Source organism: Streptomyces sp. NPDC041068, from assembly GCF_040647455.1.
Taxonomy (GTDB): Bacteria; Actinomycetota; Actinomycetes; order Streptomycetales; family Streptomycetaceae; genus Streptomyces.
On sequence record NZ_JBEZCG010000006.1, the window covers coordinates 18,566 to 33,003 of the forward strand.

A 14,438-nucleotide genomic window follows, 5' to 3' on the forward strand; every position below is an offset into this window, starting at 1 on the left:
TGCGGTCACGGTCCTCTTCGCAGGTGTGGTCACGGTCCTCAGTCCTCCTTCCCGCCGAGGCCGAACCAGCGAGCCTGGCCGACCGTCACCACCGCGATGATCAGCGCGAGGATCACCGCGCCCGCGCTGCCGAAGCCGAGGTTCTGCTCCTGGCCGAGGGCCGTGTAGTAGAGGTAGACGAGCGGGGGCCTGGCGTAGGGCGGATAGCCCTGGGAGTCCGAGAGCAGGTTGTAGAACTCGTCGAAGGCCTGGAAGGCGTTGATCACCAGGAGCAGGGTCACGGCGATCGACGTCGCGCGCAGCTGCGGCAGCGTGATGTGCCGCAGGACCTGCCAGCCGGGCCGCGCCCCGTCCACCGCCGCCGCCTCGTAGAGGGTGGGTGAGATGCGCTGCAGCCCTGCCAGGAACAGGATCATGTAGAAGCCGGCCTGCAGCCAGAGCCGTACGGTGACGATGACCAGCCAGTACCAGGGCGGTTCGGTGGTCGAGAGCCAGGCGATCTGGTCGGCGCCGAACCAGCCGAGCACGGTGTTGGCGAGCCCGAACCGCACCCCGTTGAAGATCGACAACTTCCAGACCAGGGCCGCCACGACGTAACTGCACGCCGCGGGAAGGAAGAAGACCGACCGGAAGAAGGCCTGCGCGCGACGCAGGCGGTTCACCATCAGCGCGAGCGCGAGCGACAGGACGAAGGTGGTGGGCACGATGAACGCCGAGAAGACGGCGAAGGTCACCAGGCTGTCGGTGAACGCGTCGTTCTTCAGCATCGACGTGTAGTTGTCGAAGCCGATGAAGTCGGTCGGCGAGACCGTGTTGTGGGCGTCGAAGAAGCTCAAGTACACGCTCCACAGGAGCGGTACGTAGGTGAACAGGGCGAGGCCGAGCGCGAAGGGCCCGACGAAGACCCAGAACCACAGGGTGCGGTTCTGGGGGCCGAGGAAACGGGAGCGCCCTGTGGTCGCTGTCGTCAACTGACGCTTCACGACTTCTTCTTGACCCGGTCCAGCTCCGCCCGCACCGTGCGCACGACGGACTTGAGCTCGCTCTCGGGGTTCGCGCCGGACTTGATGATCCGGCTCAGCGCGTCCTGGTACGCGGTGCGGCTGGCCGGGGTCCACAGCAGCGGCTCGGCGTAGCCGTACTCGGTGGAGTAGCGCACGGCGTCCGCCGCCGGGCCCTCCTTCAGCTTGTCGGCCTTCTTCGCGAGGGAGAGCCTGGCCGGGATGTGGAAGCCGTAGGAGAGCGCGAAGTCCTCCTGGTACTCGGTCTTGTCGATCCACAGCCACTTCAGGAAGTCCTTGGCCTCCTTCTTGTGGTCGCTGCGGGCGCTCACCGCCGCTCCGTACGCTCCAACGGGCAGCGCGGGCTTGCCACTCGCCCCGTCGGCGGGCAGCGCGAGCACGCCGAAGTCGTCGCCGAGCTCCTTCTTCACCGCGGGCAGCGCCCACAGGCCGCACCACTGCATGGCGGCCAGCTCCTGCACGAACGCCGAAGGGTCCGACCAGTCGGCGGGGGCGCCGAGCAGCAGCGACTTGTCGGCGTAGAGCCGGTGGAGCTTGCCGAGGGTGCGGGCGGCCGCCGGGTCGTCGAAGCCGACCTCGCCGTCGTCGGTGACCGAGGACAGGCCCGCCGCGTACAGGGGGGTGATGCCGAGCGCGCCCGCGCCGCCGTCGTTGCCGAGGAAGAGGCCCTTCACCTTCTTGGTGGTCAGCGCCTTCGCCGCGTCGACCAGCTCGTCCAGGGACTTCGGCGGCTCGACGCCCGCGTCGGCGAGGAGGCTCTTGCGGTAGTAGAGCAGGTGCATGTCGATGACCTGCGGAATCGCCCAGATCTTTCCGTCGTACGTCTTCGGGGCGAGCGCCGAGGGGTTGAAGTCGTCCTTCACCCCGTCGAAGAGGTCGGTGAGGTCGACGACCTGGCCGCGCCGGATCTGGTCCAGGGAGGGGCCGTTGACCTCGAAGACGTCGGGGCCGGAGTCGGTGAGCAGGGCCGCGGCGGTCTGCTCGTCGTAGTTTCCGGGCCGCCACTGCACGCTGACGTCCGCCTTCTCGTACGCGGCGGCGTACCGCTTCACGGCCTGCTCGGTGCCCGCCTCGCCGTACTGGTGGTACCACTGCGCGAGCTCCGGTCCCTCGCCCGAACCGCCGCCGTCGCGCCCGGTGTTGGACCCGCACGCGGTGAGCAGCCCGAGCGCGGCGCCGGTCCCGAGCAGTGTCCTGCGGCTGATGGTCATGCTGGTCGTCCCCCTGAGTGATGTCGTACTCGGTGGCGTTCTCCGTGGCGTGGCCTTGTGTGCCCGGCCCAACGATCAACCATGCGGGGGAATTACGACAGGGGTGTTGCGGACGAGTGTCGCCCCTCGGGGCGCCCGGCGTGTCGCGTCAGTGGCTCGTCAAGGTGTCCCCGAAGCGTGTATGCACCACGTCAACGGCGATGACGTGGCGGCGCGGCCGTCCTACGGTGCCGCACATGGGACACAACAGGACGACACGGCGCGCCGCACGCCGGGGCAGGGCGCGGGACGACGGCCTCTTCGGCGGGGCGATGACGGCGCTGACGGCGCTGACGGCGGGCGAGGCCGGGGCGTCGGGGGCGGCGGGCCCGGACGGGGCCTCGGGCGTGGTCACCGCGGACCGCGACTGGGCGGCCGATGTGCGGGCCGCCGTCTTCTGCTCGCTCGCGCTCTTCGGGCTCGTCCTGCTCGTCGACTGGGCGGGCGGCACCCTCGACGCGGTCCGCGCGTGCCTGTGGGCCGGGCTCTCCGCGCTCCTGTACCTGGTGCTGCACCCCACGCGCGTGACCGCGGGCCCCGGCTGGCTCGCCGTGCAGGGCCTCGGCCGCCGCAAGCACGTCTGCACCGGGCTGCTGACCGCCGTACGGCACAGCGAGGGCGTCGCCGCGCGCCTGGTCCTGTGCGACTCGCTCGGCAACCGCGTCGAGCTGGACCCGCAGATCCTCGTGGCCAACCCCCTGCTCCTGCACCGCCTCGACACGGGCGCCCGTGCCGCACGGGACGCGGGCCTGCTGAGGACGGGCTGCGTGGAACTGCAACGACTGACGGCACGGGTGGACGGGGCGGCGGCGCGGGCGGTCTTCGAGGCGTCGGACCTGCGCTGAGGCGCTCCCCGCGCCGCTCGTCGAGGCGTCCGGCCCGTGCCGAGCGGGACCTTCGGCCCTGGGAGAGGGCGGGGCGCGGGCGGACCGTGGAGGTATGCAAGCCCGGCACATCCCGCGTCCGGCGGGCACCCCACCCACTGCCCCTGTCACAGTTGTACGTGTGGACATCGCATCCCGCGCCGACCTCGACGCGCTGCTCCGCCGTTTCTACACCGCCGCTTTCGACGACCCGCTGATCGGTCCCTTCTTCACGGAGATCGCCGGCACCGACCTGGACGTGCATCTGCCGCGCATCACCGACTTCTGGGAGCGCGCGCTCTTCCGCACCGCCGACTACCGCCGCAACGCCTTCGCCCCGCACGCCGCGCTGCACGCCGCGCGCCCGCTCACCGCCGAGCACTTCGGCCGCTGGGTGCAGCTGTGGCACGCCACGGTCGACGGACTGCACCGCGGCCCCCACGCGGACCGCGCCAAGGCACAGGGGGAGAGGATCGCGCTCGCCATGCTGCGGCGCCTCGGCGGCAAGGACGCGTCGACCGAGGGCGAGGGCCCCGGGTTCATCCCGCTCGCGGCGGTACGGCTGCGCGCGGCGGCGTGATCCGCGCGGGGTGAGCTCGGCGGCGTGATCCCCGCGGCGTGATCCCCGCGGCGTGATCCCCGCGGCGTGATCCGTGCGGGGTGAGCGCGGCGGGCGGCCCTCCGCCGACCCGGAGCCTCAGCCCTTCAAGGCCTCGTACCGCACCCCCGTCAGCCCCTCCGACGCCGCCCACAGCCGCTCCCCGGCCACGTCGTTCCGCGTCCACTTCGCCCGCCAGGACCGCGCGGGCGCCCCGCGGTAGCCGAGCGGTCCTGGGCCCGTGAACGAGTCGGGCCGCACCCCGGGCGCCGTCGCCGCGTACAGCGTGGGCAGCGCGCCCGCGTCGGCGGACTGCGCGACCACGAGGTTGCCGAGCGCCATGAAGCGCTCCATCCCCTTGCGGCCCTCCATCCTGGCGCCCGCGCCCTGCAGGTTCGTCGAGGCGTAGCCGGGGTGGGCGGCGGCCGCGACGACGTCGGAGCCGGTCGCGGCCAGGCGGCGCGCCAGCTCGTGGGTGAAGAGGAGGTTGGCCGTCTTGGAGCGGGCGTAGGCGATCCAACGGCGGTAGCGCGCCTCGCTGTTGAGGTCGCCGATGTCGATGTTGGCGAGCGCGTGAAGGCCGCTGGACACGGTGACGACCCGGGCCCCCGGCGTCTCCAGGAGGCGGGGCAGCAGCAGCCCGGTGAGCGCGAAGTGCCCCAGGTGGTTGACGCCGAACTGCGTCTCGAAGCCGTCCGCGGTACGGCGGTAGGGGAGCGCCATCACGCCCGCGTTGTTGATCAGCAGATCGAGGCGCTCGCTCCCGTACGTCGCCGCGAAGCTCCGTATGGACGACAGGTCCCCGAGGTCGAGCCGCCTGAACTCCACGTGGGCGCCAGGCGCTTCGGAGAGCAGCCGGGCCACCGCGTCGCCCCCGCGCTCCTCGCTGCGGCAGGCGAGCACCACCCGCGCGCCGCGACGGGCCAGCTCGCGCGCGGTCACATGGCCGATGCCGCTGTTGGCTCCGGTTACCACGGCCGTACGGCCGCTCTGGTCGGGAATGTCGCTCGCGGTCCACGCCGCCATGGCAGTGCTCCCTCCGCTTCGGCAACTTACTCCAGGGTAAGTCGCAGTGGTGGAGGGAGCCTACGGCAGGGCGGCCGCTCAGGCAGCGGCGCCGCCGTCGATCACCAGGTCGGCGCCGACCACCGAGCCGGACTCGTCGGAGGCCAGGTACAGCACCGCCGCCGCGATCTCCTCGGTCGTCGAGACGCGGCCCAGCGGCGTCGACTCCTTCATGCGCACCGCGCGCTCGGCCTCGGTCTCGCCGGGGCGCAGCGACATGGTGGTGTCGGAGGAGCCGGGGCTGACGGTGTTGATGCGGACGCCGTCACGGATGTGCTCGGCGGCGGCCGCGCGGCTCAGCGCGGAGACGGCGGCCTTGGTCGCCCCGTACGCGGCCGTGCCCCGCACGCTGATGTGCGCGCCGAGCGTCGAGCCGATGTTGACGATCGCGCCGCCCGTGGACTGTGTGCGCATCTGCTTGACCTCGGCCTGCAGGGCGAGCAGCACGCCGGTGACGTTGATGTCGAGCATGGTGCGCCAGTCCTCCTCGGGGAGCTCGGCGACCGGCTGCCCGGCGCGCAGGATGCCCGCGTTGTTGACGGCCACGTCCAGGGAGCCGAAGCGGTCCACGGCGGCGGCGACGAGCGCGGCGAGATCGGCCGAGCGGGAGACGTCGGCGGTGACGGCGAGGGCCGTGCCGCCCGCGCCCTCGATGAGCGCCACGGTCTCCTTGAGCGGGCCCTCGGTCCGCCCGGCGACGACGACGTTCGCGCCCTCGGCGGCGAACGCGAGCGCCATGGCCCGGCCGAGCCCGGAGCCGCCACCGGTGACGAGGGCGGTGCGGCCGGAGAAGCGGGAGCGGGTGGTGACTGCAGTCATGACAGAGCTCTTTTCTTGACCGATCGGTTCAGTATTAAGGCGTGCGAAAGGACGTGCAGAAGGCATACGAAAGAAAGGGGCAGGTGCGGTGGGTGAGGCAGGTGAGGCAGGTGAGGCAGGTGAGGTGGGTGGGGCAAGCGGGAAGGGGGCGGGAGGGGCGGGTCAGTCGAGCAGGGTCAGTGCCTGCTCCACCGCGTCCCGGATCCGCGCCGGGTCCCTGGTCGCCTTGCCGACCACCCGCAGCCCCTGCATCAGGACGAGCAGCATGCGGGCGAGCGTCAGCGGATCGCGGTCCTCGGGCAGCTCGCCCTGGGCCTGTGCCCGGACGAGGGCGGAGTGCAGCAGGGTCTCGATGCCGTCCCAGCTGCGCTCGACGGTGCGGGCGGCCGCCTCGTCGTGCGGGGCCAGCTCCGCCGCCGTGTTGGTGATGAAACAGCCGTTCAGGCGGCGTTCGTCGGCCGAGGACTCCATGCCGAAGCGGCGCACCACCGCGCGCACGGCCGGCAGTGCGGGGCCCGGCTGTGCCAGCTCGGAGAGCAGCAGTGGCTTCTGGGTCTCGCCGTACCGCTCCAGGGCCTTCATGTACAGCTCGTGCTTGTTGCCGAAGGTCGCGTACATGCTGGCGCGGCCGATACCGAGCTCCTCGACGAGGTCCGCCATCGACGTCGCCTCGTAGCCGCGCCGCCAGAACAGCTCCAGGGCTGACTGCAGCGCGGCGTCCGGATCGAATTCCTTGGTCCTTGCCACGTCGAGGACTCTACGGCTATCTGGAACGATCGGTCAAGGTAATGGCCGGGCGGGGCGGCGCGCGGTCAGGCGATGCGTACGGGGTGCGTCTCCACCGCGACCGCCTCGTCGTCAAGGCATCGCCCCGTCTCCAGGTCGAACCGCTGCTTCAGGAGCGGCGAGGCGACGAACGGGCGCCCCTGGGCGGAGCCGATGAGCCCGCGCGAGAGGACCGCCGCGCCCGTGAACGGGTCGCGGTTGTCGATGGCGTACGCGCGGCCCTCGCGGTCGAGGAACAGCGCGGCCTGGCGGCCGTCGGGGAGCAGGGCGGCGATGCCGCGCCCCGGGGTGAGCCGCGTGGGGTCGCAGATCTCGAACCAGCCGTCGTCGAGGCGGAGTTGGACGCTCGATGCCGTATGCACACTCATCGGGAGGCTCCTTCCAGGGGGCGGGTGCCGATCGACAGGAGGGGCAGATCCGGTTTGATCTGATCCCGCTCCGGTACGAAGCTCACGGTCGGGTCCGGCGTGCCCGGCGCGTTCACGAACGACACGAAGCGGGCGAGCCGGTCCGGGTCGTCCAGGGTCGTCGCCCACTCGTCGCGGTAGTGCGCGACGTGGTCGGCCATCAGGGACTCCAGGTCGGCGCAGATGCCCAGCGAGTCGCGCACCACCACGTCCCGCACGTGTTCCAGGCCGCCCTCGATCCGCTCCAGCCACGCCGCCGTGCGCTCCAGGCGGTCGGCGGTGCGGATGTAGAACATCAGGAACCGGTCGATCAGGCGCACCAGTTCGGCGTCGCTCAGGTCCTGCGCGAGCAGGTCCGCGTGGCGGGGCGTCGCGCCGCCGTTGCCGCCCACGTAGAGGTTCCAGCCGTTCGACGTGGCGATCACGCCGAAGTCCTTGGACTGGGCCTCCGCGCACTCGCGGGCGCAGCCGGACACCGCCGACTTCAGCTTGTGCGGTGCCCGCAGGCCTCGGTAGCGCAGCTCCAGGTCGATCGCCATGCGTACGGAGTCCTGTACGCCGTAGCGGCACCAGGTCTGCCCGACGCACGACTTCACCGTGCGCAGCGCCTTGCCGTACGCGTGGCCCGACTCGAAGCCCGCGTCCACCAACCGCATCCAGATCATGGGGAGTTGCTCGACGCGGGCGCCGAACATGTCGATGCGCTGACCGCCGGTGATCTTCGTGTAGAGCCCGAAGTCCCGCGCCACCTCGCCGATGACGATGAGCTTCTCCGGGGTGATCTCGCCGCCGGGGATCCGCGGCACCACCGAATAGGAGCCGTTCTTCTGGAGGTTGGCAAGGAAGTGGTCGTTGGTGTCCTGCAGCGCGGCCTGCTCACCGGCCAGGACGTAGCCGTCGGCGCCGATCGTCGGGGCCAGCGAGGCGATGATCGAGCCCACGGTCGGCCTGCAGACCTCGCAGCCCTCGCCGCCGCGCGCCCCCTCGCGGCCGTGCGCGTCGAGCAGCTCGCCGAAGGAGGTCAGGCGGAGGGCGCGCACGATCTCGTACAGCTCCTGGCGGGTCTGCCCGAAGCAGCCGCACAGGCCCTTGTCGACCTCGACGCCCGACGCCTCCAGATCCTCGTTCACGAGCTGCCCGAGGATCTTCACGCAACTGCCGCAGCCGGTACCGGCCTTGGTGCACTTCTTGACCTCGGGCACCGTTGTGCAGCCGTGCTCGGTGACGGCGCCCCGGATCGTGCCCTTGGTGACGTTGTGGCAGGAGCAGATGACGGCCGAGTCGGGCAGCGCGGAGGGGCCGAGCGCCACCGGGCCGTCCGCGCCGGCCGGCAGGACCAGCTGCTCGGGCGCGATCGGCGGCACGGAGCCGGTGAGCGGGCGCAGGGTGCCGTACGCCTCCGCGTCGCCGACGAGGATGCCGCCGAGCAGCGTGCCGTCCGCGCCGATCACCAGCTTCTTGTACGTCCCCGAGCGCGAGTCGGCGTACACGACGTCGAGGCAGCCCTCCGCCGTGCCGTGCGCGTCGCCGAAGGAGGCCACGTCGACGCCGAGGAGCTTCAGCTTGGTGGACAGGTCGGCGCCGGTGAAGCCGCCCTCCCGGTCGGCGATGGCGGCCGCCGCCGTCTGTGCCATCTCGTAGCCGGGCGCGACGAGGCCGTACACGCGGCCGTCCACCGCCTGCGCGCACTCGCCGATCGCGTACACGTCCGGGTCGCTGGTGCGGCACCGCTCGTCGACGGCGACGCCGCCGCGCTCGCCCACCAGGAGGCCCATGTCGCGGGCGAGTTGGTCACGTGGTCGCACCCCGGCGGAGAACACCACCAGATCCGTGGCGAGTTCACCGCCGTCGGACAGCTTCATGGCGGTGACCGCGCCCTCCCCGTCCGTCACGATCTCCTGCGTGCCGGTGCCCGTGTGCACGGTCAGGCCCATGCCGGTGATGGTGCGCAGGAGCGCAGCGCCGCCGCCCTCGTCGACCTGTACGGGCATCAGCCGGGGTGCGAACTCCACGATGTGCGTGGTCAGTCCGAGGCCGCGCAGCGCGCCCGCCGCCTCCAGGCCGAGGAGGCCGCCGCCGACGACGGCGCCGGTCGTCGCGTGCGTCTTCGCGTACTCCTCGATGGCGAGCAGGTCCTCGACGGTGCGGTAGACGAAACAGCCCGTCGCGTCCTTGCCGGGCACCGGCGGCACGAACGGGTACGAGCCCGTCGCGAGCACGAGCGTGTCGTAGGCGAAGGTCCGCCCCGAGCGCGCGGTGACCGTCCGCGCCTGCCTGTCGATGTGCTCGGCGGGCTCGCCGACGTACAGCTCGATGCCGTGCCGGTCGATGAACTCCCGGTCGGTGAGGGAGAGTTCGTCGGGCGTGCGGCCCGAGAAGTACGAGGTGAGCTGGACCCGGTCATAGGCGGGCCGCGGCTCCTCGCACAGGACCACCACGCGGTGGCTCTCCGTCAGGCCGTGCTCGGCGGCGGCCTCCAGGAAGCGCTGGCCGACCATGCCGTGGCCCACGAGGACGAGCGTGGGGCGGTGCGGTCGCGCGGTCTGTTCGGGCTTCGGCATGTCAGCGGCCTCCGTCGGGGGTGAGCAGGTGGAGCAGGGGGCTTGCGTCGTCGGGCAGCGGCTCCTCGGCCTCCCAGGCGCGGGCCAGGGCGCCGACCGAGCCGAGCTCGCCGAGCAGTACGCCGCCGACGAGCCGGTCGCCGCGGACGACGACCTTGCGGTAGGTGCCGCGGGTGGCGTCGGCGAGCCGGATGACGTCGTCGTCGGGGCGGGGCTCGATCTCGCCGAAGGCGGCGAGATCGAGGGAGCCGGGTCCTGGCCCGGACAGGGTGAGGCGGGTCAGGGTGCGGGAGCCGGTGTAGGGCCGTGCGCCCCGGCCGTCGGCCCCTTCCTCCGCTCCCGCCTCCTTGGCCAGCAGCGCGTCGGCGAGGGCGTCGGCCTGTTCGACGGCGGGCGTCGCGAGGCCGTAGACGCGGCCCGCGTGCTCCGCGCAGTCGCCGACGGCCCGGATGTGCGGGTCCGACGTCCGCAGCAGGTCGTCCACGACGATGCCCTTGTGCACGTCGAGTCCCGCGGCCTGCGCCAGACCGGTGCGGGGGCGCACGCCGCAGGCCAGGACGGTCAGATCGGTGGCAAGGGCGTAGCCGTCGGCGAGCTCGACGTGGCGGACCGCGCCGTCCTCGACGCCGACGCCGCGCACCCGGCACTCGGTGTGCACCTCCACGCCCAGGTCCGTCAGGTGCCTGCGCACCAACTCAGATGACTCCGGGTCGAGTTGACGCTCCATGAGCCGCTCGGCCTGCTGGGTCAGGACGACCTGGGCACCGCGCCGGGCCAGGGCGCGGGCCGCGGACACGCCGAGGAGGCCGCCGCCGATGACGACCGCGCGCACGCCCGGCGTGACGGCCGCGGACAGGGCGAGGCAGTCGTCCATCGTCCGGAACGCGTGCACGCCGCGGGGGAGTTCACGGGCGCCGGGCGCGAACAGGCCCCGCAGGGGAGGCAGGACCGGGTTCGAGCCCGTCGCGAGGACGAGGGTGGAGTACGGGACGACGGTGCCGTCCGCGCAGTGCACGCGGCGCTCGGCGCGGTCGACGCGGACCGCGCGGGTGCGGAGTGCTCTGCCGGGCGGGGTCGGCAGGGCGATGACCTCGGGGCCGTAGCGGCCCGCGAGGACCTCGGCGAGCAGGACGCGGTTGTAGGGGGCGTGGTCCTCCTCGCCGATCAGGACGGTGTCGCCGCCGAGCCGCTGCGCTGTGCGGGTGCCGGCCAGGCCCGCGCCGATCACCACTGCCGGTGAAGTCATGCTTCGAAGCGTGCGGGGCGGGTGTTACTCGGCAGGATCGCTTCTGTTTCCCGCAGGGAACGCTGCCCTCAGCGCTGGGCGCCCGCCCCTGTGAGGGCCCTGTCCCGCCGCTGAGCGGCGGATCCGCTCCCACCCGCCCGCCCGTTCACCGCACAGAGAATCCCTGCCGTAGGACCCCCATGCTTAACGGCTGTTGAGCCCTTCCTCAAGGCCGCCTTAAGGATCTCCGATACGCCGCTGACCAGCCGATTGCCGAGCCCTCCGGCGCCTAGTGTGCCGCCGTGACCACCGAGGCAGCCGACCCCCGACTCGACGCGTACCCGGCACTCTCCGCCTACCTGAACCGGACGGAACAGCCGCCCCTGGACGTGTCGACACCGCCGATGCCACCACACCCGGCGGGGACCGGGCAGCCGGTGGGCCCACAGCGCCGGACCCGCGAGCCCGCCGCGCCACGCCCGGCACGCGCGCGTGCCGCCCGGCCCCGTCGTGATCGCCCGGTTCATGAAGTTCATCGCGACGAACGCACGCGCACGCCGGGGCAGCCGGGTCGCGCCCGGCCCGCCACCCCCGTCCCCCCGATCCGCCTCTCCCCGCGCGCCCTGCGCACGGGAGTGCTCGGCGGGGGCGGTGCGGTCACCGCCCTGTGGGCCGTGCAGGTCGAGCCGTCCGCTCGGCTCGACGGGCTGTTCGCCACCGGGGCGCATCTCACGGGCCTGCTCGCCGGGTACGGGATCCTCGTCATGCTGTTCCTGATGGCCCGCGTCCCGGCCGTCGAGCACGGCGTCGGCGCCGACCGGCTCGCGCGGCGGCACGCGCTCGGCGGCCGGTACGTGCTGAGCCTGTGCGGCGCCCACGCCCTCCTCGCCCTGTGCGGATACGCCGCCCACGCCGACACCGACCTCTGGCACGCCACCCTCGACCTGCTCGGCTATCCCGGCCTCGCCGCGGCCACCGTCGGCACCGCCCTGCTCGCCGCCGTCGGCGCCACCTCCGCCCGCGCCGTGCGCCGCCGCGTCCCGCACGAGACCTGGCGGGCCGTGCACCTGCTCACCTACCTCGGCGCCGCCCTCGCCTTCGCGCACCAGCTCGCGGGGCCCGACGTCGCGGGCAGCGTCCTCAGCCTCTGGCTCTGGTCCCTGCTGCACGCCACCGTCGCCGTCCTCCTCGGCTGGTACCGCGTCGTCGTCCCCGTCCGGCAGGCACTGAGGCACAGCCTGCGCGTCATCGACGTACGCAGTGAAGGGCCCGGCGTCGTCTCCGTGGTCGTGCAGGGCATCGGGCTCGACCGGCTGCGGGCCGAACCCGGGCAGTTCTTCCGCTGGCGCTTCCTGCAGCGCAGGCTCTGGCACACCGCGCTGCCGTTCTCGCTCTCCGCGCCCGTACGCGACGACACCCTCCGCATCACCGTCAAGGCGGCCGGCGACCACACCCGGCGGATGCGGCGCCTGCGGCCCGGTACGCGCGTCCTCGCCACCGGCCCCTTCGGCGCGCTCACCGCCCACCGGCGCACCCGCCGCAAGGTGCTGCTCCTCGCGGGGGGCGTCGGCATCACGCCGATGCGGGCCCTCTTCGAGACGCTGCCCGGCGGCCCCGGCGACGTCACCCTCCTCTACCGCGCGAGCAGCGCCGAGCAACTCGTCCTGCGGGAGGAGCTGGAGGCCATCGCGGCGAGCCGGGGCGCAGGCCTGCACTATCTGCTCGGCCGCTCCGACGCCGCCTTCGACCCCCTCGCGGTGCAGGCCCTGCGCAACCTGATCCCCGACCTCGCCGACCACGACGTCTACCTGTGCGGCCCGCCGGGCATGTCCGCGGCGGCGACCACGGCGCTGGTGCGAGCGGGCGTTCCCGAGGAGCGCATCCACGCCGAGTGCTTCACGTTCTGACCCCGCACGTCACGTTCCGAACGGCACGAGCATCCGAGGACATCGACTGATCATGGGACGCCACCGCAGACCCGTCGCCCCCGACCGGGGCCCCACCCGCGAGGCCCGCCGCAGACTGGCGGCGGGCCTCGCCGGAGCGAGCGCGCTCGTCGCCACCGCCCTCGCCCTCACCGTCGACCCGGCGGCGCCCCCGGCCCCCGACCGCGCCCCGACCACGGCTCCCGAACCCCAGGCGGCGCCCTGACCAAGCGGTACGCGCCAAGCCCAGCAGCCCCTCGACTCTCCCCGCTTCCCTGCATGCCGCGATCACCGCATAAGGTCGCGATCATGCCTGACATATCCCTGACCACGGTCGTCGTCCTCTGCCTCGCCGCCCTCGCGGCCGGCTGGATCGACGCCGTGGTCGGCGGCGGCGGACTGCTGCTGCTCCCCGCCCTACTGCTCGGTCTGCCCGGATCCACCCCCGCCGCACACGCCCTCGGCACCAACAAAGCCGTCGCGATCGTCGGTACGACGGGCGCGGCGGTGACGTACGTCAGGAAGACACCCGTCGACGTGCGGACCGCCGTTCGCATCGGCCTCGCCGCGCTCGCCGGGTCGATGGGCGGCGCCTTCTTCGCGGCAGGGATGAGCACGGAGGTGCTCAAGCCCGTGATCATGGTGGTGCTGCTCGCCGTCGCCGCCTTCGTGATCCTCAGGCCCGCCTTCGGCACCGCACCCTCCGCCGAGCCCGCGTCCCCGAAGCGGATCCTCGCCGCGATCGGCCTCGCAGGTCTCGGCATCGGCTTCTACGACGGCCTCATCGGACCCGGCACCGGCACGTTCCTCGTCCTCGCCCTGACCGCCGTGCTCCATCTCGACCTGGTCTCGGCCTCCGCCACCGCGAAGATCGTCAACTGCTGCACCAACGCGGGCGCCCTCGCGATGTTCGCCTGGCAGGGCGCGGTCCTGTGGCAGCTGGCCGGGCTCATGGCCCTCTTCAACCTCGCGGGCGGCATGTTCGGCGCGCGCACGGCGCTCAAGAAGGGCAGCGGCTTCGTCCGGATCGTGCTGCTGACCACCGTCTTCGGGCTCGTGGTGAAGATGGCGTACGAGCAGTGGGTGGCCTAGGACATCGGCGTCCGGGGCGTCAGCGCACGGCGGTCAGGTGCGCGAAGACCACCACATTGCCCTGGTAGCCGGTCTTCTTCGAGTACGTGCCGCCGCAGGTGATCACCCGCAGCTCGGGGCGCGACGCGGCCCCGTACACCTTCTCGTCGGGGAAGTCCTTCGCGTCGTACACCTCGTTCGCGTCGACCGTGAAGACGGCCACGCTGCCGTCCCTGCGCTCGACCTCGATCGTGCGGCCCTTGTGCAGCGCGCCCAGCTCGTAGAAGACGGCGGGGCCCTCCTTGTTGTCGACGTGGCCCGCGACGACGGCGGTCCCGCGCTCACCGGGCGTGGTGCCCGCCTCGTACCAGCCCGCGAGGTTCTCGCGCTCGGGCGGCGGTACGTCGAGGCTGCCCTGCGGGGTCAGACCGAGCCCCATCAGGGGGGTGTCGACGCCGATCGCGGGGATCCTCACGCGGTCGGGCGGGGACGGGGGGAGCGGCGCGGGGTCGCGGTGGGCACCGGGGCCGTGGTCATGGGTGCCGGGGGCGGCCGACGCGGCCTGCGCGGCGGAGGGCTGGGGCGGCGGGTGCTCCTCGGTGCCGCTCCGCAGCAGCCACGCGCCGGAGCACAGCGCCACGGCGGTGACGGCTCCTATGACGGCGTTGCCGGTCTTCCCGCGCGCACCGGTTTTCCCGCGCGCACCGCTCTTCCTGCGTACACCGCGCATACGGCGCATACGGCGTCCCCCTCGGGATCGGGCGTTCCTCCCCCTCGTCCCCCTCCTGGACCGCGAGGGGACACGGGCCGGGAGGGGGCAGGGGTGGCGGTACCGGTGGACAGCGG

General features: G+C 72.8%; 14 protein-coding genes. 5 read left to right on the forward strand and 9 right to left on the reverse strand.

The window, feature by feature from the left end; genetic code table 11:
- Positions 1–38 precede the first annotated feature (38 nt).
- Positions 39–971, reverse strand: a complete 933-nt coding sequence (locus tag AB0B50_RS14865) for a sugar ABC transporter permease (protein WP_362331574.1) — start codon at positions 969–971, stop codon at positions 39–41.
- An 8-nt stretch (positions 972–979) separates the two neighbouring features.
- Positions 980–2,233, reverse strand: a complete 1,254-nt coding sequence (locus AB0B50_RS14870) for a sugar ABC transporter substrate-binding protein (RefSeq protein WP_362330483.1) — start codon at positions 2,231–2,233, stop codon at positions 980–982.
- 236 nt (positions 2,234–2,469) lie between these two features.
- Here AB0B50_RS14870 and AB0B50_RS14875 point away from each other — a divergent pair, with 236 nt between their 5' ends.
- Both AB0B50_RS14875 and AB0B50_RS14880 read left to right on the forward strand, forming a co-directional pair.
- A complete protein-coding gene (locus AB0B50_RS14875) occupies positions 2,470–3,117 on the forward strand; it encodes a hypothetical protein (RefSeq protein WP_362330486.1) in 648 nt (215 codons plus the stop codon).
- A 160-nt stretch (positions 3,118–3,277) separates the two neighbouring features.
- Positions 3,278–3,715 carry a group III truncated hemoglobin gene (locus AB0B50_RS14880; RefSeq protein ID WP_362330489.1) on the forward strand — a complete coding sequence of 146 codons (438 nt, stop codon included), beginning with the start codon at positions 3,278–3,280 and terminating at the stop codon, positions 3,713–3,715.
- A 117-nt stretch (positions 3,716–3,832) separates the two neighbouring features.
- Here the strand turns inward: AB0B50_RS14880 and AB0B50_RS14885 are convergent, their stop codons facing one another.
- The 6 genes from AB0B50_RS14885 to AB0B50_RS14910 form a co-directional block, all read right to left on the reverse strand.
- A complete protein-coding gene (locus AB0B50_RS14885) occupies positions 3,833–4,759 on the reverse strand; it encodes an oxidoreductase (protein ID WP_362330492.1) in 927 nt (308 codons plus the stop codon).
- A gap of 78 nt (positions 4,760–4,837) precedes the next feature.
- Positions 4,838–5,617 carry a glucose 1-dehydrogenase gene (locus AB0B50_RS14890; protein WP_362330495.1) on the reverse strand — a complete coding sequence of 260 codons (780 nt, stop codon included), beginning with the start codon at positions 5,615–5,617 and terminating at the stop codon, positions 4,838–4,840.
- A 162-nt stretch (positions 5,618–5,779) separates the two neighbouring features.
- Entirely contained in the window at positions 5,780–6,364 is a 585-nt protein-coding gene (locus tag AB0B50_RS14895) for a TetR/AcrR family transcriptional regulator (RefSeq protein WP_362330497.1), read from the reverse strand.
- Between the two features lie 65 nt (positions 6,365–6,429).
- Positions 6,430–6,771: a nitrite reductase small subunit NirD gene (nirD, locus tag AB0B50_RS14900; RefSeq protein WP_362330499.1), complete on the reverse strand. Its 342-nt coding sequence runs from the start codon at positions 6,769–6,771 to the stop codon at positions 6,430–6,432.
- A complete protein-coding gene (nirB, locus tag AB0B50_RS14905; protein ID WP_362330501.1) occupies positions 6,768–9,371 on the reverse strand; it encodes a nitrite reductase large subunit NirB in 2,604 nt (867 codons plus the stop codon). Before nirB ends, nirD begins: the two co-directional genes overlap by 4 nt.
- Before the next feature lies 1 nt (position 9,372).
- Positions 9,373–10,617: an FAD-dependent oxidoreductase gene (locus AB0B50_RS14910; RefSeq protein ID WP_362330504.1), complete on the reverse strand. Its 1,245-nt coding sequence runs from the start codon at positions 10,615–10,617 to the stop codon at positions 9,373–9,375.
- A gap of 281 nt (positions 10,618–10,898) precedes the next feature.
- On the opposite strand from AB0B50_RS14910, the gene AB0B50_RS14915 reads away from it, so the two are divergent.
- From AB0B50_RS14915 to AB0B50_RS14925, 3 genes are all read left to right on the forward strand, one after another.
- Positions 10,899–12,503 (forward strand): ferredoxin reductase family protein, encoded by a 1,605-nt coding sequence (locus AB0B50_RS14915; protein ID WP_362330507.1) that lies wholly within the window; start codon positions 10,899–10,901, stop codon positions 12,501–12,503.
- Positions 12,504–12,555: 52 nt separating this feature from the next.
- Positions 12,556–12,747, forward strand: coding sequence for a hypothetical protein (locus AB0B50_RS14920; RefSeq protein ID WP_362330509.1), 192 nt, complete (start codon positions 12,556–12,558; stop codon positions 12,745–12,747).
- Positions 12,748–12,830: 83 nt separating this feature from the next.
- Positions 12,831–13,613: a TSUP family transporter gene (locus AB0B50_RS14925; protein WP_362330512.1), complete on the forward strand. Its 783-nt coding sequence runs from the start codon at positions 12,831–12,833 to the stop codon at positions 13,611–13,613.
- A 19-nt stretch (positions 13,614–13,632) separates the two neighbouring features.
- On the opposite strand, the gene AB0B50_RS14930 is transcribed toward AB0B50_RS14925, so the two are convergent.
- Positions 13,633–14,322, reverse strand: coding sequence for a class F sortase (locus tag AB0B50_RS14930; protein WP_362331577.1), 690 nt, complete (start codon positions 14,320–14,322; stop codon positions 13,633–13,635).
- Positions 14,323–14,438 lie beyond the last annotated feature (116 nt).

What these genes read in the sequence shown, in the direction of transcription:
- AB0B50_RS14870 (WP_362330483.1), bottom strand. Translation starts at nt 2,233, where the DNA reads ATGACCATCAGCCGCAGGACACTGCTCGGGACCGGCGCCGCGCTCGGG.
- AB0B50_RS14875 (WP_362330486.1), top strand. Translation starts at nt 2,470, where the DNA reads ATGGGACACAACAGGACGACACGGCGCGCCGCACGCCGGGGCAGGGCG.
- AB0B50_RS14885 (WP_362330492.1), bottom strand. Translation starts at nt 4,759, where the DNA reads ATGGCGGCGTGGACCGCGAGCGACATTCCCGACCAGAGCGGCCGTACG.
- AB0B50_RS14890 (WP_362330495.1), bottom strand. Translation starts at nt 5,617, where the DNA reads ATGACTGCAGTCACCACCCGCTCCCGCTTCTCCGGCCGCACCGCCCTC.
- nirD (WP_362330499.1), bottom strand. Translation starts at nt 6,771, where the DNA reads ATGAGTGTGCATACGGCATCGAGCGTCCAACTCCGCCTCGACGACGGC.
- nirB (WP_362330501.1), bottom strand. Translation starts at nt 9,371, where the DNA reads ATGCCGAAGCCCGAACAGACCGCGCGACCGCACCGCCCCACGCTCGTC.
- AB0B50_RS14910 (WP_362330504.1), bottom strand. Translation starts at nt 10,617, where the DNA reads ATGACTTCACCGGCAGTGGTGATCGGCGCGGGCCTGGCCGGCACCCGC.
- AB0B50_RS14920 (WP_362330509.1), top strand. Translation starts at nt 12,556, where the DNA reads ATGGGACGCCACCGCAGACCCGTCGCCCCCGACCGGGGCCCCACCCGC.
- AB0B50_RS14925 (WP_362330512.1), top strand. Translation starts at nt 12,831, where the DNA reads ATGCCTGACATATCCCTGACCACGGTCGTCGTCCTCTGCCTCGCCGCC.
- AB0B50_RS14930 (WP_362331577.1), bottom strand. Translation starts at nt 14,322, where the DNA reads ATGCGCGGTGTACGCAGGAAGAGCGGTGCGCGCGGGAAAACCGGTGCG.